The organism is Williamsia soli, from assembly GCF_017377795.1.
GTDB classification, from domain to species: Bacteria; Actinomycetota; Actinomycetes; order Mycobacteriales; family Mycobacteriaceae; genus Williamsia; species Williamsia soli.
Genome location: NZ_JAFRDR010000007.1, coordinates 203051 through 223811 on the forward strand (window position 1 = coordinate 203051; position 20761 = coordinate 223811).

The following is a 20761-nucleotide window of genomic DNA, read 5'->3' on the forward strand; positions in this document are numbered from 1 at the left end:
AGTGCGAGGACGCACCACCTGTACCCGGTGTGTCTGTGCGGAGGCGGCGCGTTTGCGAGGTCGACGCGTCACTGCACCAGGTAGGGCGACACCGTGCTCCGGTGTTCGTCGATGTCGAGTTTGGCGCCCAGGGCCGGGAACGCGCGCTGGGGACAGTTGACCCGTTCGCAGACCCGGCAACCGGCACCGATCAGGGTGACGTTTGCCTGCGGACCGATCTCGAGTCCGTCGGAGTAGACCAGTCGCGCGGCGTGGCGTTGTTCGCAACCCAGCCCGATCGCGAAGGTCTTGCCGGGCTGGCCATACCGCGCGGCGCGGCGCTCGACGGTCCTCGCCACCCACAGGTAGTTCCGTCCGTCGGGCATCTGCGCGATCTGGGTCTGGATCTTGCCCGGAGACCCGAAGGTCTCGTACACATTCCAGAGCGGGCAGGTGCCGCCGCTGTTGGAAAAGTGGAAACCGGTGGCGGACTGACGCTTCGACATGTTTCCCGCCCGGTCGACCCGGACGAAGGTGAACGGAACGCCGCGCAGATTGGGGCGCTGGAGCGTCGACAACCGGTGGCACACCGTCTCATACGAGACCGCGTAGAAAGCGGACAGACGTTCGATGTCGTAGCGGTAATCCTCTGCAGCGCCGTGGAATTGGGCATAGGGGAGGACAGCGGCGGCAGCGTAGTAGTTGGCCATACCGAGCAATGCCAGTGCCCGCGCCTCGTCGGTGGTGAAATTGCCTTCGTCGGCCATCTGCTTCATCAGGTCGCCGCATTCGAGGTAGCCCAATTCGGCGGCGAGTTTGAACACCCGCTGTCCTTGGGAGAGGTGACCGGAGATCTCCAGGCGCCGGGTCTCCGGGTCGAAGCGGTGCAGCACCGTGTCGCCGAGGTCGACCCGTCGCACGATCTGGACGCCGTGCACGGTCTGGAGCCGGTCGGCGATCTCGCTGCGGACGTCACCGGAGTGCATACGCATCCGCGTGGTGAGCTCCTCGGCTGCGGTATCGAGTTCGTGCAGGTAGTTGTGGCGCTGGTAGAAGTAGTCGCGCACCTCCTCGTGGGGGGCCGAGATCGATCCGCGCATGCTGCCGTCGCCGCGCTCGTCGGTCGCGGCCGCCAGTTGATCGGTGGCGATCCGATATCGGCGGTGCAGGTTGACCATCGCCTTGGCGAGTTCGGGATGACTGGCGACGAGATCGCTGATCTCTTGCGCGTCAGCGGTGGCATCGACGTCCTCGTCCATGACCACCTCACGCATCTCGGCGATCAGGCGTGCGTTGTCCTGGGAATCGAAGAACGTGGTGTCCACACCGAACACCTCGCTGATCTTGAGCAGAACCGGCGCGGACAGCGGGCGGGCGTCGTGCTCGATCTGGTTCAGATACGACGGCGAGATCTCCAGGGACTGGGCCAGCGCCACCTGCGACATACCGCGCTCTGAGCGCAGCTGGCGAAGGCGCCCGCCGACGTAGGTCTTGGACATTCCTCCAGGGTAGGCGGATTGGGCGGTGTCTACGCTGTGGGGATGCTGCGCGAGCGGGTGGGTGTCCCGGTGATCATCTTGGCGACCTGTGGCCTGCTGACCAGCGCGTGTGGGGGCGACGCCGATCCGGCGCCGCCGTCGTCGTCGCAGTCGGGAGAGTTCACACCCGCGAGTGCCCTGTTGCCTGCCCGCGAGTTTCCTGCCGGTTATCAGCGAGCAGAACTCGGTGTCGTCGACCTGCGAGACCAGAATGCGGCTGCCCTGGCGGCGGCGTCCACCGCGCAGTTCGATCCGCCCCAGTGCCGCCCGACCGCGGACTCGACGCTGAACGAGCAGCTCGATCCCTCGAACGCCGCGGTGACGGCATGGCAGTCGTCGACGGGCAACAGCATCATCGAGCTGGTCACGACCGTACCGCGAGACATCGACGCCGATATCCGAGCCAATACGGGTGAGTGCGCCCGGGTGACGATCACGGTCACGACCGGCAGCACAGCCGGCGCCCGCGTGGTCACCGACAACCAGCGCCTCACCCCGCCGCCGCTGCCGACGTCCCTGTCATTGCTGGTCAAGTCGGTTGCCACGACCACCTACCCCGGCGGCAAGACCGCGGTGGCCCAGACGCTGGCCGGCTATGCGGTGGTCGACGGGGTCACCGTCCAGCTGGTGGCGGTCTCGACCCGAGATGGCATGACGGACGCGAAGTTCGCAGAGTTGTTCACTCGCGCAGTGACGCAGGTTGCCGGGGCGGTCGGTTAGCGACGCCGCCGTCCGTTCGGATGGCTCGAGGGCCACCCGCCGGATCTAGCGGATGTGATCGTGGCCACACGAAACGTCGGATCCGCCGAACTCGTCCGCTGATGGTGGCCCCGCAAGAAGCCAGAACAGCCCCTGTGGGCCGGTCGACAAACATGCAGTACGCGCGTACTTTTTGCGTACTCGTCGGTAAGAAGTTCGGGGCCGTTTTACAGGCCAATCTTTGCAAACTTCGCAACAGGACTATCAAAACTGGCCCGAATTCACACCCGCGACGTGTGGACCTGCGGGTTTGTGTGTGGCACTCTCGGTACAGGCACCGCCTAGCCGGAGTGAAGAAATTGCTAATTCGCACCGAAATGGCTCGGCCCCGCTTCAGAACCTCGGAAGCAGGGCGGCCACACAGCACAGGCTCAACGAATATGGAGCGCTATATATGAGCACCGTCGGAAAACCACGTACCGCAGCCGAGATCCAGCAGGATTGGGACACCAACCCCCGCTGGAAGGGCATCACCCGCGACTACAGCGCAGAGTCGGTCGCCAACCTGCAGGGCAGCGTTGTCGAGGAGCAGACCCTCGCCCGCCGCGGCGCAGAAATCCTCTGGGAGGGCGTCACCGCAGGAGACGGCAGCTACATCAACGCACTCGGCGCCCTCACCGGTAACCAGGCCGTGCAGCAGGTCCGCGCCGGACTGAAGGCCGTGTACCTCTCCGGCTGGCAGGTCGCCGGCGACGCGAACCTCTCGGGTCACACCTACCCGGACCAGTCGCTGTACCCCGCGAACTCGGTTCCGTCGGTGGTCCGTCGCATCAACAACGCGCTCCTGCGCGCCGACGAGATCGCCCGCGTCGAGGGTGACGACACCGTCGACAACTGGGTTGTGCCGATCGTGGCCGACGGCGAAGCCGGCTTCGGTGGCGCCCTGAACGTCTACGAACTGCAGAAGGCGATGATCGCAGCCGGTGCCGCAGGCACCCACTGGGAAGATCAGCTCGCCTCGGAGAAGAAGTGCGGCCACCTCGGTGGCAAGGTGCTCATCCCCACCCAGCAGCACATCCGCACCCTGAGCTCGGCTCGCCTGGCTGCCGACGTCGCAAATGTGCCGACCGTCGTCATCGCCCGTACCGACGCCGAGGCCGCCACCCTGATCACCTCCGACGTCGACGACCGTGACAAGAAGTTCGTCACCGGTGAGCGCACCGCAGAGGGCTACTACCACGTCAAGAACGGCATCGAGCCGTGCATCGAGCGCGCCAAGTCCTACGCGCCGTACGCCGACATGATCTGGATGGAGACCGGTACCCCCGACCTCGAGCTCGCCCGCAAGTTCGCCGAGTCCGTCAAGAGCGAGTTCCCGGACCAGCTGCTGTCGTACAACTGCAGCCCGTCGTTCAACTGGAGCAAGCACCTCGACGACTCCACCATCGCGAAGTTCCAGAACGAGCTCGGCGCAATGGGATTCACCTTCCAGTTCATCACCCTGGCCGGATTCCACTCGCTCAACTACGGCATGTTCGACCTCGCCTACGGCTACGCCCGCGAGCAGATGACGGCATTCGTCGACCTGCAGAACCGCGAGTTCAAGGCAGCCGACGAGCGTGGCTTCACCGCCGTCAAGCACCAGCGTGAGGTCGGCGCAGGTTACTTCGACAACATCGCCACCACGGTCGACCCGACCAGCAGCACGACTGCACTGGCCGGCAGCACCGAAGAGGGCCAATTCCACTGAGCCGCCACCCCGGGACTCTAACGAACTAGTCAGGCGGCTCGCGACTACCGTTGCGGGCTAACCCGCCACTCCGGGACTTAAGCGAACCAGTCAGGCGGTCCGCAGCCACCGCTGCGGGCCGTCTGCTGGTTTTTCGGTGAGCTTTGGGCGTACCCCACAAGGGTTACCCTCTTCTCACCCTTGGTGCTGGTTCCTCTTTGTTCAAAGATGTTGTGCTCGTTGTTTTAGGAGCTTGTTGTGAGCGAGAAGATTTCACGGGTCGGCATAATCGGTGCCGGTCAGATGGGCGCAGGCATCGCCGAAGTCTGTGCCCGGGCGCACGCCGACGTGTTGGTGTACGAGACGACCCGTGAGTTGGCAGCCGCTGGACGGTCCCGCATCCTGCGCTCCCTCGATCGCGGTGTGAGTAGCGGAAAACTCACCGAACGTGAGCGGGAACAGGCATCGTGGCGGCTGCGCTTCACCTCCGATCTGGGCGATTTCGCTGACCGGCAGATGGTGTGTGAGGCGGTGGTCGAAGACGAGGCCGTCAAGACCGAGATCTTCAAAGAACTCGACAAGGTGGTCACGGACCCCAATGCCGTGCTCGCTTCCAACACGTCTTCGATCCCGATCATGAAGCTGGGCATGGCAACTGCCAATGCTCATCGGGTGGTCGGGATGCACTTCTTCAACCCGGTGCCGGTGTTGCCCCTCGTCGAACTGGTCACCACGCTGATGACCTCGGACGACGTCACCACGCGCGCCGAGGCCTTCGCCCGCGACATTCTCGGCAAGCAGGTCGTCCGATCCTCTGATCGCTCCGGATTTGTGGTCAACGCCTTGTTGGTGCCGTACCTGCTCTCGGCGATCCGCATGGTGGAGAGCGGTTTTGCCACGGTCGAAGACATCGACAAGGCGATGGTGCTCGGTTGCGCGCACCCCATGGGCCCGCTCAAGCTCAGCGACCTCGTCGGTCTCGACACAGTGAAGGCGATCGCCGACAAGATGTACGAAGAGTTCAAGGAACCGCTCTACTCTCCTCCGCCGATACTGCTGCGCATGGTCGAGGCAGGTCGGCTGGGCAAGAAGGCCGGACACGGTTTTTACGTGTACGCGGACAGCCCGGCGAAGACCGGCGCGGGTAGATAACCCGGGCGAGACCATGACCGGCCCGCAGGAGAAGATCGAATACGGGTCCTCGATCCTGGGGTATCCGCGCATAGGCGCTCGGCGCGAACTCAAACGCGCGCTCGAAAAGTACTGGCATCTCGGTGGTTCGGTCGAAGAGCTGATCACCGTCGGGCGGCACCTGCAGGACGACATGTGGCAGGAACTCGCCGCGACCGGACTCGAACAGGTGCCGGGCAACACCTTCTCGTTCTACGATCACGTGCTCGACAACGCGCTGCTGTTCGGTGCTGTACCGAGGCGATATGCGGCGCTCGAGGCCGAACTCCACCCGTTGGACTTCTACTTCACGTTGGCTCGCGGCAAACCCGATTTTCCGCCCCTGGAGTTGGTGAAGTTCTTCGGCACCAACTATCACTACCGGCAGCCCGAGATCGACCCGGACACCACCTTCTCACTGCACGCCGAATCATTGCTGGCCGAGCACGCCAGGGCCAAGCATCAGGGCATCGAGTTGCGGCCGGTGGTCCTCGGCCCGATCTCACTGCTGCTGCTGTCAGCGCCGGCACCTGATGCGCCCGAAGGTTTCTCGCCGATCGACAAGATCCACGAGCTGATCGCCGCCTATCTGCAACTGTTCAAGGAACTCGCTGCCCAGGGTGCCACATGCGTCCAACTCGACGAACCGGCCTTCACCAGCGACCGGACCGACGAGGAACTGGCGCTGCTCGGGACCGTCTATGACTCGCTGGCCGCCGTCAGTCAGCGACCGCGTCTACTCGTCACCGGCCAGTACGGTGATCTCGGTGCGGCGCTTCCGATTCTGGCCGCAACGAGAATCGAAGCGATCGGTCTTGACCTGGTGTCCGAGCCGATCAGCGCGGTGGGTCTGGCGAAAATTCCTGGACTCGATCGCAAGCGTCTGTACGCGGGTGTCATCAACGGACGCAACGTGTGGAAGGCCGACAAGGCGCGCACGCTCGACTACCTGCTCGCCATCAAGGCCGTCATCCCCGATGTGGTGGTGTCGACGTCCTGCAGCCTGCTCCACGTACCGGTGGACCTGCTGGTCGAATACGATATCCCCGGCGACGTCGCCGACAGGCTCGCATTCGCCAAGCAAAAGGTCGGCGAGGTCGTGGCCCTTGCAAAAGCCGTCACCCATGGGGCTCCCGAACGGTGGTCGGATCGTCCGAAGTCGGTGCACTTCACGTTGAAGCATGATGTGCGTCAACGTGTTTCCGCGATCCGACCGGATCAGCGTGAGCGGCCACCGTACGAGGTCAGGCGCAAGGCGCAGCGGCAGGCTTTGAGACTTCCGCCGGTCCCGACCTGCACCCTGGGGTCATTCCCGCAGACCGCGGAGATCCGCCAGGCCCGGTACGAGTACGGTCAAGGCCGGTTGACCTGGGACGAGTACCGGCAACTGCTGCTCGACGAGATCAAGCGGGTGATCGACCTACAGAACGACATCGGACTCGACGTCCTGGTGCACGGTGAGATCGAGCGCAATGACATGATCGAGTACTTCGCCGAGCTGATGGAAGGGTACGTCACAACGCATTTCGGCTGGGTCCAGGTGTACGGATCGCGGTGCGTGCGGCCCCCGATCCTGTACGGCGACGTCAAGCGCACAGGTCCGATGACCGTCGAGTGGATCACTTACGCGCAGTCGTTGACCGACAAACCGGTGAAGGGCATCCTGACCGGCCCGGTGACCATGTTGGCGAGATCCTTCGTCCGACAGGATCAGCCGCTGCATGAGACAGCCGAACAATTGGCATTGGCGGTGCGCGATGAGGTCGCCGATCTGGAGAAGGCAGGCATCAGGATCATCCAGGTCGATGAGCCGGCCATCCGGGAACTGCTGCCATTGCGCGAACGGGGCCGGGTCGGGTACCTCGACTGGGCGGTCAACGCATTCAAGCTCGCCGTCGGAGGGGCCAAGGCCCAGACGCAGATTCATACCCACATCGGGTACTCGAGCATCGCGTCGGTGGTCGCGGCGTTCGACGCCCTCGATGCCGACGTGACGTCGGTCGTGGCGACCCGCTCCATCGGCTGGGTCCTCGATCAGATCGCGAGTTCGGGAACAGCGATCAGGCGTGACGTCGGGCCGGGGGCATATGAGAGTCGTAGTGCGGCGATTCCTGACATCGACGAGATCGATGCGCGCATCCAGCGTGCCGCCGCCGCGATCGATTCGGATCGGCTGTGGGTCAACCCAGATGGCGGCCTCAAGACCAGGCACTATTGGCAGCTCGAACCGTCGCTACGCAACATGGTCGCCGCCGCGCGGCGGCAGCGGCGTCGTCTCGATACCCACCCGCTCAGCTGAATCGCGCCACCTGCGTGCGTACGCGACAGGTGCAACAGGCGCGTATGCATCTAGGTGGCGCGTATTCGGGATCACCCGTCAGTCGATGGTGATCTCACCCATCGCCGACCAGTCGTCGGCGTCGATGGTGTGACTGATGATGCGCGGCGTCGACACCAGCGCCTGTGGCATTTCTTCCTGCGTCGCCTTCTTGAAGTGGTCGCTGTTGACGTGCGGGCCTGCCGCATCGTCTTCGAAGGCCTCGACCAGGACGAACTCGTTGGGGTCGTCGACACTGCGTGACCAGTCGAACCACTTGTTGCCCGGTTCGGCGCGTGTCGCCTGCGTGAAGGGATCGACGAGATCCAACCATCGATCGGCCCACTCGGGCTTCACCTGGAACTTGACCACGATGAAAATCACTTCGCTTCTCCATTCTTGTCGTCGCCACTGCACGCTCACCTGAAATCGTAGTTGCGTGGGCGAACGAGCCTCCGGGCATTGAGGCCAAGAGGGGACTGCCGTCGCAAGATGAGACGGCCGGAGCAGTACAGACGAATGCCCCCACCGTGTTCGGCAGGGGCATCCGGTGGACAGGTCCGACCAGCGTCAGCTGGGCAGTCCCGGGATCAGATTGGCGAGACCGAAGCCACCCAGTGACCCAAAGGCGCCACCGTCGTCTTCGGCGGCACCGACGGCCTTGAAGTTCGTGGTGCAGCCGTTGAACTGCACATTGTCGATGTTGGCCTTGGTGCCCTCGGGCCCTTCGACCGAGATGCCGTAGTGGTTGACCTGAGTGTCTGCGCCCGCCGCCTCAGCCAAATCGTCGAGGGTGCCCTTCTCCCCTCGGTCGTATCCTTCGAGATTGCGGGTTGCCCACCATTGATCGGAGGTAGAGGCGTCTTGGGTGCCGTCACCTGACCACACGAAGGTGGCGAAACCATCCGCGCTCGCGTTCGCGCCGATGGTGTTAGCGCCGGTGACGCGAACCTGCCAGTTGGCTGGACCGTTGCTTTGGAACTTCAGCGGTCCCGCGACCTCAGAGAGCTTCAGGTCACTGACTTCGTGGTAGGAAGCTGCGCGGTTTCTGGGTGCGACGGTGGTGAGTTCGAGCGAACCGTCGCCGTCGACGACCTGAGTCGCAACGTGCTTGCCGGCCTGATCCGCCTCGTCGCTGAAGGGGTTGCCCCAGCCGTTGGGCTGGTTCAGCGTAGAGATCTGCGCGCAATCCTCCGCCGACAAGGGCGCAGCGGACGCGACCGCGGGGAAGAACAGAGCTGCTGCGCTGACTGCGGCTACGGCGGTGGTGGTACGGAGAATGGTGCGGTTCATGCGAAGATCGACCTCCAGTAATAGACCTGCTGTTGGTGCTGAAGACGTCAACGTAACAAACGTCAGTCGCCTGAATGCAAATCCTCGGCAATATCAGGGAAATATGCATCTGAACGATTTACCTAGAACGTAACTCAACTTTTATTGCATTCGTTAATTAATTGCGAGTTCACTTTCTGTCATTGAACTCTGACAACGTTTGCATGAACTCAACGAAACGAAAATGGCTGCATTGCAAGGTTTACCCCGCCAGAATCTGCTCCAGTTCCAGTAATCCGCTCCGGTTCGGAGTGCGTTGGAACCGGAGCGGATTACTGAAAGTGGAGCAGATTCCGGATCGAGTCTCTTTCAGGACGGCGGGAACAGGGGTCCGCCCCCGAAGGGCTCGCGATGGGATTTCGGTAGTCCGCCGTCATTGTTGGTCAGTCCGTAGGAAGCGCCGAGTTCGGCGGTGACGAGACTGTGTCCGTTGTTCTCCAACAGCGACGGATCGCGCCACAGGCGATCGATGACGCGGCCGACGAATTGTGGGTGCTCGGCCTCGTCGAGCCGGAATCCGGCGAACTCCTCGATACCGAGCGAGAGCAGCAGCTCTGTCTGAATGAGCCCGAGCCACAATGAGATCGCGGCGACTCCGGTGCCTTCGAGTTCGTGCGCCATGTCGAATGCCATCTTGTCGAGTGCAGCCTTGCTCATGCCGTACAGCACCGAGTGCAGGTGTCCGCGGGTTCCGAACGACGAGATGTTGACCATCAAACCGGAACCCTGGGGCACCATGATCTTGGCGGCTTCGACGCATGCGACGTAGTGCGCGCGGACGCCGACCGTGATGAGGGTGTCCCAGTCGGATACGGGTCGCTCCCAGAATTTGTCGCTGAACCCGCCGAAGCCCTTGGGGGCGGCCCAAACGTTGTTGACCAGTAGGTCGAGGCGACCCTGCTCGGCGTGGATCTGCCTGAACAGCCCGGCGACGGCGCCGTCGTCGGCGTGATCGAGACTCACCCCGACCGCGGACCCGCCGGCGTCCTCGATCTCCGAGATGGTCTGCCCCAGTGGGTCATCGGGGCCGATGCCGCCGCGTGCGGTGACGTACACCGTCCAGCCTGTCGCGCCCAGAGCGGTGGCCACACCTTTGCCGACACCGCGGCTCGCCCCGGTGACCAGTGCCACTGGCCCTGTTTCGCTCACTTGTGTCCGCAACTATTACCCATGGCGCCAATCTATCGGCTGGATATCCGGGCGTGATGCGGATTCGGGCGTCTCAGTCGGTCCGTCGTGTCGACTCGGGTGTTTGCGGCATCGGATGATCTTGCGCGTTGAAGTACTCCGCGGACCCGCCGGCGGCCGCGATGCCCGAGATCGACGACCAGACCATCATCGTCAGGTAGTCGATCAGTTCGTCCTTACCCAGGCGCTGTTCGACCATCCACCAGTGCACCGCGAGCTGGATTGCACCGACGAGGCTGTACGCCCAGGTCTCGACCCCGGCCGTCTGTGAACCCTGCTCGACCATCCGGTTGATCATCACGAACGTGAGCATCTGAGCGACGAGCTTCTGGGAATCCGCGAGCACCTGGGTGCCCGATCCGCCGGCCATGACAAACGAATAGATGTGGGGTTCGTCGGCCACGGTCTGGACGTAGACGGAGATCACCATGCGTGTCAGTTCGAACTCGCCGACGTCTTCGTTGATCGCGCTTCCCAGTCGCGGCACGAGCACCGTCTCGAGGAAGCGCATCATCGCGGCGGTGGTCAGGTCGCTCTTGTCGCTGAAATAGCGGTAGAGGACGGTTTTGGACACGCCGATCTCCGACGCGATCTCGTCCATGCCCGCGTCGGCGCCGAGGGCCCGCACGGCCGCGAGGGTGCCGTCGACGAGTTCGGTACGCCGGGCCTCCTTGTGGCCTTCCCAGCGCCGCTTACGTCCGTCGGTCTTGACGTCGTCGGCGCCGACCTGGTTACGGATGGCCTGCGGGAGTGACACCCCCTTGCTCGCGGCGGTGGCGGCGGCGGCCACCGCGGCGCGGGCGGCGGCGGCCGGGTTGGGGCGTGGGGACATCGTGGGGGAGTCATTTCTGGTCGTAGCGCCGGTCATGGTCGAACTTGGTTCCACCTTATGTTCCCTCGCACTCGGGTAGGGCATCGAGAGGCGGGTCACCACCGGGCTCGCGGTTTCCGCGCCCCGCTTTGGGTAACACTGGATGGATGCAACCGACACAAGCTCCGCGGCCGACGGCCGGTCCGGACGCGGACCGATCGCCGAGGGAGCTACCCGCCGGTCGGCATGCCGCGAAGGAAACGAACCCCGCCCCGAAGCGGAACATCGCCGGGCTCAGCGACGCAGACAGTGAACGCAAGGCCGCCCTGCGGCGGATGAAGCTTGTCGCGACCGGGCTCCTGATGCTCGCGGCGGTCATCTATCTGTGCTGCCGCTGGCTCGAGGATCGCGACGGCGAGAACGTCGCCGCCTGGGTCGGGTACGTGCGCGCCGCGTCGGAGGCGGGCATGGTCGGTGCGCTTGCCGACTGGTTTGCCGTCACTGCGCTGTTCAAGCACCCGATGGGCATTCCGATCCCGCACACCGCGCTGATCCGAAAGAAGAAGGACCAGATCGGCGATCAGCTGGGTGGCTTCATCGAAGAGAACTTCATGACGCCGGACGTCATCGAGGAGAAGGTCGCGCAACTGGCGTTGCCGACCCGGGTCTCCAGTTGGTTGGCCGACCCCAAGAACGCGCCCCGCGTGGGGGCAGAGGCTGCCCGCGGTATCGCGTTCGCGGCGGAGATGCTCGACGACGAGGACATCGAGAAGCTGATCACCGCGGCCATGCGCTGGGCAGCCGAACCCGAGTGGGGGCCGCCGGCGGGCCGGGTGCTCGAACAACTGATCTCGGAGAACCGGCTGGAGCCCGTCATCCAGCTGCTGTGCGACAGGGCCCACGACTTCGCTCTGGGCAGCCAAGATCTGATCGACCGCGTGATCGACAAGGACGGTCCTGCGTGGGCTCCGAAGTTCGTGAACAGCCTCGTCGGAGATCGGCTCTATCGCGAGATCGTCGAATTCTCGTTCAAGGTCAAGACCGATCCGAACCATCAGGTCCGCCAGGCGATGACCGGGGTGATGGTGCAACTGGCCCACGACCTGCAAAACGACCCGGATACGATCGCGCGCCTCGAGGCGATCAAATCCGAGCTGCTCGAACGTGACGAGGTCACCGGGGCCGCGTCGACCGCGTGGAATGCGGGCAAGGCGTTGATCGAGCAGCTCTTGGCCGACCCGAACGGGACGCTCCGCGCGACGCTGACGGACTCGATCATCCAGATCGCCGAGCGTATTCGCGACGACGAGGTGCTCAAGAACAAGATGAACATCTGGATGGTCCGGGTGGCCAGGCACATCTCGGAGAATTATTCGCAGGAGATCATCTCGGTGATCACCGAGACCGTGCGCGGGTGGGACGCCGAGGACACGAGCAACAAGATCGAACTGCAGGTCGGGCGCGATCTGCAATTCATCCGCATCAACGGCACGGTGGTCGGTTCGCTGGCCGGTTTGGCGATCTACACCGTCTCTGTACTGCTCTTTCACTAAAGGACACCGTGATGTTTGTGGCCTTCATCACGAATTAGCTCAAGTGCTTGCAATTGCTAGCACGGGTCGGCACTATGGCATTCGAGGCTTGAAGGAGTTGCCCGAGATGGTTCCAACGCCAGCTGATCCCGATGACGAGCCGGTGACGGCTGTAGTCGCGAACGCGGCACAGGACATCGCCCAGGACATCAGTGCCAACGTCGCCACTGCTGCCCAGGACATAGGTAGCTTCATCAGATCGCAGCGGATGGGCGCCGAGGTGTCGCTACGCCAGCTTGCTGAGCGTGCGGGCGTCAGTAATCCGTACCTCAGCCAAATTGAACGAGGGTTGCGCAAGCCTTCAGCCGATGTGTTGGCCCAGATCGCCAAGGGTCTGCGTGTGTCGGCCGAGGTGCTGTACGTACGGGCCGGGATTCTCGAAGAGAGGCCCGCGAGTCCGGTGCGCGACGCGCTGACGGCAGACACCGTCATCAGCGAACGCCAGAAACAAGTGTTGCTCGAGATCTACGAGTCCTTTTGTAAAGAGAACCGGGCTGTGGTCGAAAGCCACACGGACACAACACAATCGAACCCACGTGAATACCTGGAGGAAACCAATGACCAAGTCTGATCGCAATCTCGCCAACCCCATCTACGCCGCCGTCGGCGCCGGCGACCTCGCTTTCAAGCAGGTCAACGAAGTGATTGCTCAGCTGCGTGAGCGCACCGAGACCGCCACCGAGCAGGCCCAGGCCCGCTTCGAAGAGACCCGCACCACCGCGCAGACCCGGATCGAAGAGACTCGCGAGCGCATTTCTGCTCTGCCCGAAGAGGTTCCGTCGAACATCGACGAGCTGCGCGCGAAGTTCACCTCCGAGGAGCTGCGCAAGGTCGCCGAGGCCTACATCGAGGTCGCGACCAACATCTACAACTCGCTCGCAGAGCGTGGCGAAGAGACCGTCGAACGGCTGCGCACCACTCCGGCCGTGGGCGAACAGCTCAGCCGTGCAGAGAAGGCCTACAACGACGCTGTCGATCTGACCGAGGACACCCTCGGCACCATCTCGTCGCAGACCCGGGCGGTCGGCCAGCGCGCTGCCAAGCTCGCGGGCATCGCCCAGGACAAGATCGAGGACGCGACCGACGAGGCCACCGACGCGATCAACGGAACCGCGGGCAAGGTCGAGAGCAAGGCGCGCTCGTCGAAGGATTCGCCTGCCAAGAAGATCGCCCAGGCCACAGCGCCGGCCAAGAAGGCACCGGCGAAGGCCACCCCGGCGACGCCGGCTGCGAAGGCTCCGGCTGCCAAGGCTCCGGCCAAGAAGGCTCCCGCGAAGAAGGCCCCGGCCAAGAAGGCCACCAGCTAGTCGCCCAACTCCAGCCACCGGCTCCGCCGCTGCGAACCCGTCACTCGCCTGTCGCCACACGCGAACCGGACAGTAGGCTGCACCCGTGAATGTTCTCTCATTCTTGGGGTACGCCCAAAGTCTTGTTCTGCTGCTGCTGACAGTTGTCGCCGGGATCGCGGCGGCGGTGTCGTTGGTGCACGCCGCCCTGCAGCGTCCGGACGCCTTCCCGGCGGTCGACCGCCAGACGAAGGTGATCTGGGTGTCCATCCTCACGGCCGCGACCCTGTTCATCTGGTTGTTCGGGGCCATCGGCATCCTGGGCATCGTCGGCGTGGTCGCCACGATCGTCTACATCGTGGACGTGCGGCCACGGGTCGACTCGATCCAGAACAAGACCTGGTTTCGCAAGCACTGACGACCGCCGTCGCTGGCGGTGAATAGTGCGTTTACGCAGCGTTGCCACCCTTCCGTCGATCAAACGCTCGGCGAGCAGACCTAGAATGAGCGCATGGCTGAATACCGGATCAACGAACTCGCGGATGTTTCCGGCGTCAGCGTCCGCAACATCAGGGTCTACCAGGACCGCGGTCTGCTTCCGCCACCCAAGATCAAGGGCCGTACCGGCTGGTACTCCGCGGAACACCTGAGCCGGCTCAAGATGATCTCGCAGATGCTCGAGCGGGGCTACACCTTCGCGACGATCAGTGAATTGCTGATGGCAGCGCGATACGGCCTCAAGGTCGAGCACGTGCTGGAGGCCGAGCCGAAACGCGGCAGCCGATGGAAAAACCTCAGGCGGATGGCGACCATCACCATCACAGAGCTGCGCAAGGGGCTCGGTGCCACGGACAACAACATCGCCCTCGGGCAACGGCTGGGACTGCTGGTGAAGGAGGGCGCGGGTTACGCCGTTACCAACCCGGAGGTACTCGCCGGCGCCGAGGTCCTGGTGAAGGCCGGTATCGACCTCGACGTCCTGCTCAATCGTTGGGAACGGGTCCAGGACGACCTTCAAGACATCGCGGCCAGCTTCGTCTCGATCGTCACCGACAAGTATCTCGTCGAGGGCGCGCCGTTCGAGATGGAGGAGAGCGAGGTGATCCGCCTCGCGGAACTGGTGCAGACCGTACGGCCGATGGCTCACGACATCGTCGAGGTCGCTTTCAGCAAGGCGATGGACACCGAGATCTCGCGCGCCCTTGATCGCGGAGCGGAGTTGATGATGGCTGCTGAAGACGAAAAATCGAGCAAGACAACGGGTTCCGGCCCGTAAAATCAGGTGGGGAAGTGTAATCGATGAACAAGAAGAGGGTCGCGGTCGGTGGGGCCGCTGTAGGTGCAGGCGTGGTCGCCGCGGGTGCGGCGATCACCGGGACGTTCTTGGGGTCGATCCTGCGGGCAGCTCTGCTGGCCCCGGATCCTGTTGCAGATCAGCCTGATCCGCTGCTCGAGACGCCCTTACAGACGCCGGAACATCTCGACGTCCGTGCTGCAGACGGCACCGCACTCAACGTGGTGGCCTATGGTCCGCCGGACGGCGAACTGATGGTACTGGTGCACGGGTGGACCTGCAGCACGCATTACTGGTATCCGCAGATCAACGCGTTCGGAGACCGGTACCGCGTCATCGCGTATGACCAGCGCGGTCACGGCGATTCCCCGCGCGGCAAGACCAAGTTGAGTGTCGAACTCCTCGGTCAAGATCTTCAATCGGTGTTGACCTCGGTGGTACCGAAGGGTCGTCGAGCACTGGTTGCCGGGCACAGCATGGGTGGGATGACGATCTTGTCCTGGGCCAAGCAGTTCCCGGAGGCGGTGCCCGAGGTCGCCCGTGCTGTGGTGCTGACGTCCACCTGCTCCGATCACCTCCTGCCGAACCTCGGTCTCATCCCACTCGACCTACCCACGGTGCTCTCTCCGATGGAGTACTTCACCGGGCGGCTCGTCGCCGGGGCGACGGTGCATCTGCCACGAACCAAGATGTCGCGCAAGGTGACCCAGTACATTGCCCTCAACACCACCTCGCGACGCTCGCACGTCGACTTCGTCGACGAGATGGTGGCTGCGTGTCCGGGACGCTCCCGTGGCAAGTGGGGTAATGCGATGGTCGATCTCGACGTCACCGAGGGTCTCGACGCACTGGTCGTCCCGACCGTGGTGGTCGTCGGCGCCGACGACAAGCTCACCCCGAAGGTCCATGCCGAGGCGATGGCGGCGGTACTTCGCGGACGCGGGCACCTCGAGGATCTCGTGGTGTGGCCCGGTATCGGCCATATGAGCAGCATCGAGAACGCGGAGGGCTACAACACTCTCCTCACAGACCTGCTGGACCGAACCGCCGGCTGATGACAGGCGGTCAGGCGCTGCTGCGGGCCCCGGATGCACCTGTTGATCGCCTGTTCGTGGACCGGTCCGACGGTGCATCCATCGCGGTCAGCAGCTATGGACCTGTCGACGCCGACGTGGTGGTTCTCGTCCACGGCTTCGCCGTCAACGCCAAGTACTGGTACCCGCAGATCAACGGCCTGGCCGACAACCATCGCGTCATCGTCTACGACCAGCGGGGACACGGGCGCTCCACCCTGGGCGCTGGCCTGACGACGAACGACCATCTGGGGCAGGACCTCGAAGCGGTCCTCGCCGCCACCCTCGCTGATGGCGAGAAGGCCGTGATCGTCGGCCACAGCATGGGCGGCATGACAGTGATGAGCTGGGCCACCCAGTTTCCGGACAGCGCCGAGCGGTACGCCACCGCGATCATGCTGGCCGGCACTGCGGCCACCGCGCCGGTGTCGAAGGCCCCGATCCGGCTGGCCCACCCCGCGACGATACTGCGCCGGGTCGAATACGAGACGGCCTGGCTGGGCTTCAACGCCATTCACCGACCCGGTGGCGACCTCATGATGCGGACCGGTCTGTCGTTGGCACGCACCCTCTTTCCGGGGATCAGCCGTCAACAGTTGAAGCTGCTCGATTCGATCCTGCGGGAAACCAGTTGGCGGACAAGAGAAAAGCTCGGCCGAGCTCTCGAGGACCTGGACGTGAGCGCGGGTCTGCAGAACATGCCGGTCCCCGTTGCGGTCGTGGTGGGGAGCCGCGACCGACTCACCCCGCCGCGGCTCGCCGAACCCGTCGCCCTCGGACTGCGTGCTGCAGGATCACTCGAACGTCACGAAATCTGGCGAGGCGCAACTCATCTGCTCAATTGGGAGCAGCCGCATCGTTTCAACAACATCGTCAGGTCGTTGCGGTCTGCGCACCTGCCTCGTTGACCGGTGTTCAGGCCTGCGGGAAACCCTCCAGCACAGCGCGCGATCCGGAAAGTCCGAGTCGCGTCGCGCCTGCTGCGATCAACTCCGCTGCGAACTCGGCGGTACGAATTCCGCCGCTGGCCTTGACCCCGACCGTCGTGGGCACCGCTGCGGCCATCAGGGTCACGGCCTCGACGCTGGCACCACCAGCGGGATGAAAGCCGGTGGAGGTCTTGACAAACGAGGCGCCTGCTCTGACCGCGACCTTGCAGACGTCGGTGACGGTCTGCGGCCCGGCCAGGGCCAGCAGGGCCGCCGACTCGATGATGACCTTGAGCGTGACGTCGTTCCCGATCGCCTGGCGAACGGTGAGAACGTCGGCGAACACCTCGTCGAACTTTCCGTCCACCGCGGCGCCGACATCGATGACCATGTCGATCTCCTGTGCTCCGGAATCGACCGCGAGTTTGGCTTCCGACGCCTTGATCAACGAATGGTGCTTTCCGGACGGGAAGCCGGCCACCACACAGCTGAGCTGAGCGCCGGTGTCGATCGGCAGCATCGACGGCGACAGGCAGACCGCGAGTACTCCGAGCTCGGCAGCCTCTGCGGCGGTGGCCTCGGCGTCGGCGCGGGTCGCCTCGGGTTTGAGCAGGGTGTGATCGACCAGGGCGGCGACCACTGAACGGGTCAGGTGCAGGCCGCTGTGGCCGGGCGCGGTGTCGGACATGATCCGAGCTTGGCACACTGTTTGGTTGTGACCACACTCTCGCCGGCAAATGGCGCCGACCACCGGTACGTGCTGACCCTCGGATGCCCCGACACGACCGGCATTGTCGCAAAGATCTCGAGTTTCCTCGCAGACATCGGGGGCTGGATCGTGGAAGCCGCCTACCACTCGGATCCTGACACCGGTTGGTTCTTCACGCGCCAGGCCGTGCGTGCGGATTCGGTGTCCGTCACCGTCGACCAACTGCGCGAGCGCTTCGCCGCCGAGGTGGTGGCCGGACTGGGGTCGGAAACCGAGTGGCGAGTGAGTGATTCGGCGGTTCCGAAGAAAACCGTCCTGCTGGTGAGCAAGGAGGGGCACTGCCTCGGGGATCTTTTGGGCCGCTCGTACCGGGGAGAGCTACCAGCGGAAATCAACGCCGTCATCGGCAATCACCGCGATCTCGAGGACTTCAGCACTCGGATGGGCGTCCCGTTCCACCACATTCCGTTCGGCACCGACAAGGCCGGAGCATTCGAGGAACTGCGCGAACTGGTGGACTCTCACAACCCGGACGCGGTGGTGCTGGCGCGGTTCATGCAAATCGTTCCCGAGGACCTGTGTGAGCACTGGGCGGGTAAAGCCATCAACATCCATCACAGCTTCCTGCCGTCATTCATCGGAGCGCGGCCCTATCACCAGGCGTTCAAGCGGGGCGTGAAGCTCATCGGCGCCACCTGCCACTACGTCACCGGTGAGCTCGACGCCGGGCCGATCATCGAGCAGGACGTCATCCGCGTCGACCACTCGGACACGGTTGCCGACATGGTGCGGCAAGGACGAGACATCGAGAAGCTCGTCCTGGCCCGGGGCTTGCGCTGGCACCTGGAAGACCGGGTGTTGGTGCACGGTCGCAAGACCGTCGTCTTCAGCTGAGCCGGCTACAGCCGCGCGGGGGTGCTCCAGCGAATCGCCCACCCACCCGAATTCGCACCGCCCACTCGCAATAACGGGTGGGCGGCGCAAAAACGGGTGGAGCAGTGCGGTCAGACGACGCTGCAGGTTTCGGCGTTCGAGTCCGAGGCGCCGACATTTTCTTGGGTCAACGCGATGTCGTTGCCGGAGAACGCGAACTCGACACCCTTGTCTGAGACGCTCAGCTTGTCGAAGTTGACGTCGTCGAACAACGGCGGGAACATTCCGGCGCTGACCTGGTCGACCAGGGTCTGGGCCCACGAGTTGGGGATCCCGAGGGTCAGCGCACTGGCTTTGACCACCTCGAACGTCAGCTTGCCGTTCTGCGTGACCGGCTTGAGTTCGGTCTCGGCCGGGATCGGGATGCCGAGCAATGAGAAGCTGGCCTTGAGGGTGACCGTGCCCGCGGCGGCGTTGCCGGTGACCGACTCGACGGTCATCCCGCCACCCATCGAACCGAGGAGCCCGCTGAGTCCGCCACCCTGATCCGGAGTGGGTGTGGTCGGCTGCGCGGTGGTGTCCTGCTGGCTCAGTTCCATGATCCGGCCGAACGGGACGTATCCCTCGCCCTGGAGCCCACCGATGGTCGTGGTGTTGTCACCGGTGGTGATGTCGTCGCCCCTGGCGTGCAGCTTCATGTCGGAGTCACCCTCGTCGCTGGTGTCGACCTGCACGTAGGGGATCTTGCCGGACACCCACTGGAACAGCATGGGCTGTTTGCTGAGCGACACCGAGGTCGATGCGCCGGTGAGCTCACCGAACGACTGCTCCATGCAGTCCTTCGCCTTGCTCCGCAGATACAGCTCGCTGCCGACGCCGGAGATCACCAGCAACAGCACGATGCTGAGGGCGACCACTCCCGCGATCAAACCCTTCCGCCGTTTCGGGCGTTGCGGCGAGACCCCGCCACCGTCAGGGCCGGGACCGTTCGGCGGTGGCCCGTCAGATGGGGGACCTGAGTAGGGCGCAAAGCCATCTCGGTGCAGCTCTTCTGAGGGCACGTCGAGTTGCGCCGTGTCGTGGCGCTCCTGCGTGTAGGCCTGCGGCACCGAGCCGGGTGGGACCGGTGCGAACTGGTCCGTGGATGGACTGGGGTCACCCGCCTGATTCTCGGGCATCCCGGGAACCGGCGCATCCGGAGGGGGTGGGTCGGCAGGGGCCGCCGGCCTGGTCAGATCGGTGCCCTCGGCGGGACCGGTAGTTGATTCAGGCGGCCCCCCGGCCGGGTTGGATTCGGCATCTTCGCGGTTGTTCATCACCGTCGATGATGCCCGGTAGGACGTCGCAGATGGTAAGAGTTGGCTAAGTATCGGAGTCGGCGCAGGTCATCGCCGCGGAATTCACGTCCCGCCGGTTGGACAACACCGCAATTGACGCCCGGGCCCGCTCGACCTCACCGAAGTCCAGGTCGAGAATCGCTAGCTCCGGTTGGTCCCCCAACTCGGTGTGCACCGCGCCGAAAGGTCCGGCCAGGATGGAATGTCCGATACCGGTGGGGGCGGACGATCCGGCCACCTCGGGGTCGCTCGGGACGGCCTGCCCGACCGCTGCGACGTAACACCCGCTGTCGAGGGCTCGTGCGGCGGCGAGCGTCCGCCATTGCTCGAGTTTGCCCGGACCCGACCCCCACGACGTCGGGACGACGATGAGGGTGGCGCCGCCGTCGGCGAGCGCAGTGAACAGCGTCGGAAACCGGATGTCGTAACAGGTGGCGGTGCCGACCGTGACGTCGCCGACCCGAAACGAGTGCGCCCGATCGCCCGCCTGCACCGTGCGAGACTCCTCGAACCCGAACGCGTCGTAGAGATGGATCTTGTCGTAACCGGAGACCGCGCCGTCGGGGCCGGCGATCACGAGAGTGTTCCGCACCCGTCCACCGTCGCCGGGGGTGAACATCCCGGCGACCACCGACACCGCATTGTCGGCGGCGATCTGCGAGACCGCCTGCGCCCACGGTCCATCGAGCGGCTGCGCGATCGGCCCGAGCTTCACCCCGAACCGGCACATGGTCGCCTCGGGGAAGATCACCAGGTCGGTACCTGCGGCGGCCGCAGCCGACGTCTGCTCGGAGACCAGGGCGAGGTTCTCGTCCGGATCGGTGCCGCTGCTGATCTGGGCCAAGGCGATACGCATACGACCACCCTACGACCGCTCGACGTCGGCAAGGGCACGGCCGGCGGGG

Annotated in this window: 20 protein-coding genes; 12 read left to right on the top strand and 8 right to left on the bottom strand. The window is 64.4% G+C overall.

The window, feature by feature from the left end:
* Nucleotides 1-68: 68 nt before the first annotated feature.
* Complete coding sequence (gene ramB, locus J3S28_RS19270) at nucleotides 69-1478, bottom strand: acetate metabolism transcriptional regulator RamB (RefSeq protein ID WP_207842344.1); 1410 nt, start codon at nucleotides 1476-1478, stop codon at nucleotides 69-71.
* Nucleotides 1479-1520: 42 nt separating this feature from the next.
* Between ramB and J3S28_RS19275 the strand changes: the two genes are divergently transcribed.
* The 4 genes from J3S28_RS19275 (at nucleotide 1521) to metE (ending at nucleotide 7414) form a co-directional block, all read left to right on the top strand.
* The gene (locus J3S28_RS19275; protein WP_207842345.1) at nucleotides 1521-2237 is read left to right on the top strand and encodes a hypothetical protein; all 717 of its coding nucleotides are present in this window, start codon (nucleotides 1521-1523) and stop codon (nucleotides 2235-2237) included.
* A 433-nt stretch (nucleotides 2238-2670) separates the two neighbouring features.
* Nucleotides 2671-3966 (top strand): isocitrate lyase, encoded by a 1296-nt coding sequence (aceA, locus tag J3S28_RS19280; protein WP_207842346.1) that lies wholly within the window; start codon nucleotides 2671-2673, stop codon nucleotides 3964-3966.
* Between the two features lie 237 nt (nucleotides 3967-4203).
* A complete protein-coding gene (locus tag J3S28_RS19285) occupies nucleotides 4204-5097 on the top strand; it encodes a 3-hydroxybutyryl-CoA dehydrogenase (RefSeq protein WP_207842347.1) in 894 nt (297 codons plus the stop codon).
* Nucleotides 5098-5110: 13 nt separating this feature from the next.
* Complete coding sequence (gene metE, locus J3S28_RS19290; protein WP_207842348.1) at nucleotides 5111-7414, top strand: 5-methyltetrahydropteroyltriglutamate--homocysteine S-methyltransferase; 2304 nt, start codon at nucleotides 5111-5113, stop codon at nucleotides 7412-7414.
* Between the two features lie 78 nt (nucleotides 7415-7492).
* Here metE and J3S28_RS19295 read toward each other — a convergent pair whose 3' ends face one another.
* From J3S28_RS19295 to J3S28_RS19310, 4 genes are all read right to left on the bottom strand, one after another.
* Nucleotides 7493-7816 carry a putative quinol monooxygenase gene (locus J3S28_RS19295; RefSeq protein WP_207842349.1) on the bottom strand — a complete coding sequence of 108 codons (324 nt, stop codon included), beginning with the start codon at nucleotides 7814-7816 and terminating at the stop codon, nucleotides 7493-7495.
* Nucleotides 7817-8002: 186 nt separating this feature from the next.
* Nucleotides 8003-8725, bottom strand: a complete 723-nt coding sequence (locus tag J3S28_RS19300; RefSeq protein WP_207842350.1) for a hypothetical protein — start codon at nucleotides 8723-8725, stop codon at nucleotides 8003-8005.
* 348 nt (nucleotides 8726-9073) lie between these two features.
* Entirely contained in the window at nucleotides 9074-9913 is an 840-nt protein-coding gene (locus tag J3S28_RS19305; RefSeq protein ID WP_207842351.1) for an SDR family NAD(P)-dependent oxidoreductase, read from the bottom strand.
* A 73-nt stretch (nucleotides 9914-9986) separates the two neighbouring features.
* On the bottom strand, nucleotides 9987-10784 hold the full coding sequence (locus tag J3S28_RS19310) for a TetR/AcrR family transcriptional regulator (RefSeq protein ID WP_207842352.1): 798 nt from the start codon (nucleotides 10782-10784) through the stop codon (nucleotides 9987-9989).
* 146 nt (nucleotides 10785-10930) lie between these two features.
* Between J3S28_RS19310 and J3S28_RS19315 the strand changes: the two genes are divergently transcribed.
* From J3S28_RS19315 to J3S28_RS19345, 7 genes are all read left to right on the top strand, one after another.
* A complete protein-coding gene (locus tag J3S28_RS19315; RefSeq protein WP_207842353.1) occupies nucleotides 10931-12316 on the top strand; it encodes a DUF445 domain-containing protein in 1386 nt (461 codons plus the stop codon).
* A gap of 106 nt (nucleotides 12317-12422) precedes the next feature.
* Nucleotides 12423-12926 carry a helix-turn-helix domain-containing protein gene (locus J3S28_RS19320; protein WP_207842472.1) on the top strand — a complete coding sequence of 168 codons (504 nt, stop codon included), beginning with the start codon at nucleotides 12423-12425 and terminating at the stop codon, nucleotides 12924-12926.
* A complete protein-coding gene (locus J3S28_RS19325; protein ID WP_207842354.1) occupies nucleotides 12913-13662 on the top strand; it encodes a heparin-binding hemagglutinin in 750 nt (249 codons plus the stop codon). The genes J3S28_RS19320 and J3S28_RS19325 overlap by 14 nt, the downstream gene beginning before the upstream one ends.
* A gap of 85 nt (nucleotides 13663-13747) precedes the next feature.
* Nucleotides 13748-14059, top strand: coding sequence for a DUF2516 family protein (locus J3S28_RS19330; protein ID WP_207842355.1), 312 nt, complete (start codon nucleotides 13748-13750; stop codon nucleotides 14057-14059).
* A 93-nt stretch (nucleotides 14060-14152) separates the two neighbouring features.
* Nucleotides 14153-14917 carry a MerR family transcriptional regulator gene (locus J3S28_RS19335; RefSeq protein ID WP_207842356.1) on the top strand — a complete coding sequence of 255 codons (765 nt, stop codon included), beginning with the start codon at nucleotides 14153-14155 and terminating at the stop codon, nucleotides 14915-14917.
* 23 nt (nucleotides 14918-14940) lie between these two features.
* Nucleotides 14941-15990 carry an alpha/beta fold hydrolase gene (locus J3S28_RS19340; protein WP_207842357.1) on the top strand — a complete coding sequence of 350 codons (1050 nt, stop codon included), beginning with the start codon at nucleotides 14941-14943 and terminating at the stop codon, nucleotides 15988-15990.
* Nucleotides 15990-16916, top strand: a complete 927-nt coding sequence (locus J3S28_RS19345; protein WP_207842358.1) for an alpha/beta fold hydrolase — start codon at nucleotides 15990-15992, stop codon at nucleotides 16914-16916. Before J3S28_RS19340 ends, J3S28_RS19345 begins: the two co-directional genes overlap by 1 nt.
* A 7-nt stretch (nucleotides 16917-16923) precedes the next feature.
* Here the strand turns inward: J3S28_RS19345 and deoC are convergent, their stop codons facing one another.
* On the bottom strand, nucleotides 16924-17625 hold the full coding sequence (gene deoC, locus J3S28_RS19350; RefSeq protein WP_207842359.1) for a deoxyribose-phosphate aldolase: 702 nt from the start codon (nucleotides 17623-17625) through the stop codon (nucleotides 16924-16926).
* 27 nt (nucleotides 17626-17652) lie between these two features.
* Here deoC and purU point away from each other — a divergent pair, with 27 nt between their 5' ends.
* On the top strand, nucleotides 17653-18540 hold the full coding sequence (gene purU, locus J3S28_RS19355) for a formyltetrahydrofolate deformylase (protein WP_207842360.1): 888 nt from the start codon (nucleotides 17653-17655) through the stop codon (nucleotides 18538-18540).
* Between the two features lie 110 nt (nucleotides 18541-18650).
* Here the strand turns inward: purU and J3S28_RS19360 are convergent, their stop codons facing one another.
* Both J3S28_RS19360 and J3S28_RS19365 read right to left on the bottom strand, forming a co-directional pair.
* The gene (locus J3S28_RS19360; RefSeq protein ID WP_207842361.1) at nucleotides 18651-19835 is read right to left on the bottom strand and encodes an LmeA family phospholipid-binding protein; all 1185 of its coding nucleotides are present in this window, start codon (nucleotides 19833-19835) and stop codon (nucleotides 18651-18653) included.
* A 46-nt stretch (nucleotides 19836-19881) separates the two neighbouring features.
* Nucleotides 19882-20712, bottom strand: coding sequence for a carbon-nitrogen hydrolase family protein (locus tag J3S28_RS19365; RefSeq protein WP_207842362.1), 831 nt, complete (start codon nucleotides 20710-20712; stop codon nucleotides 19882-19884).
* Nucleotides 20713-20761 lie beyond the last annotated feature (49 nt).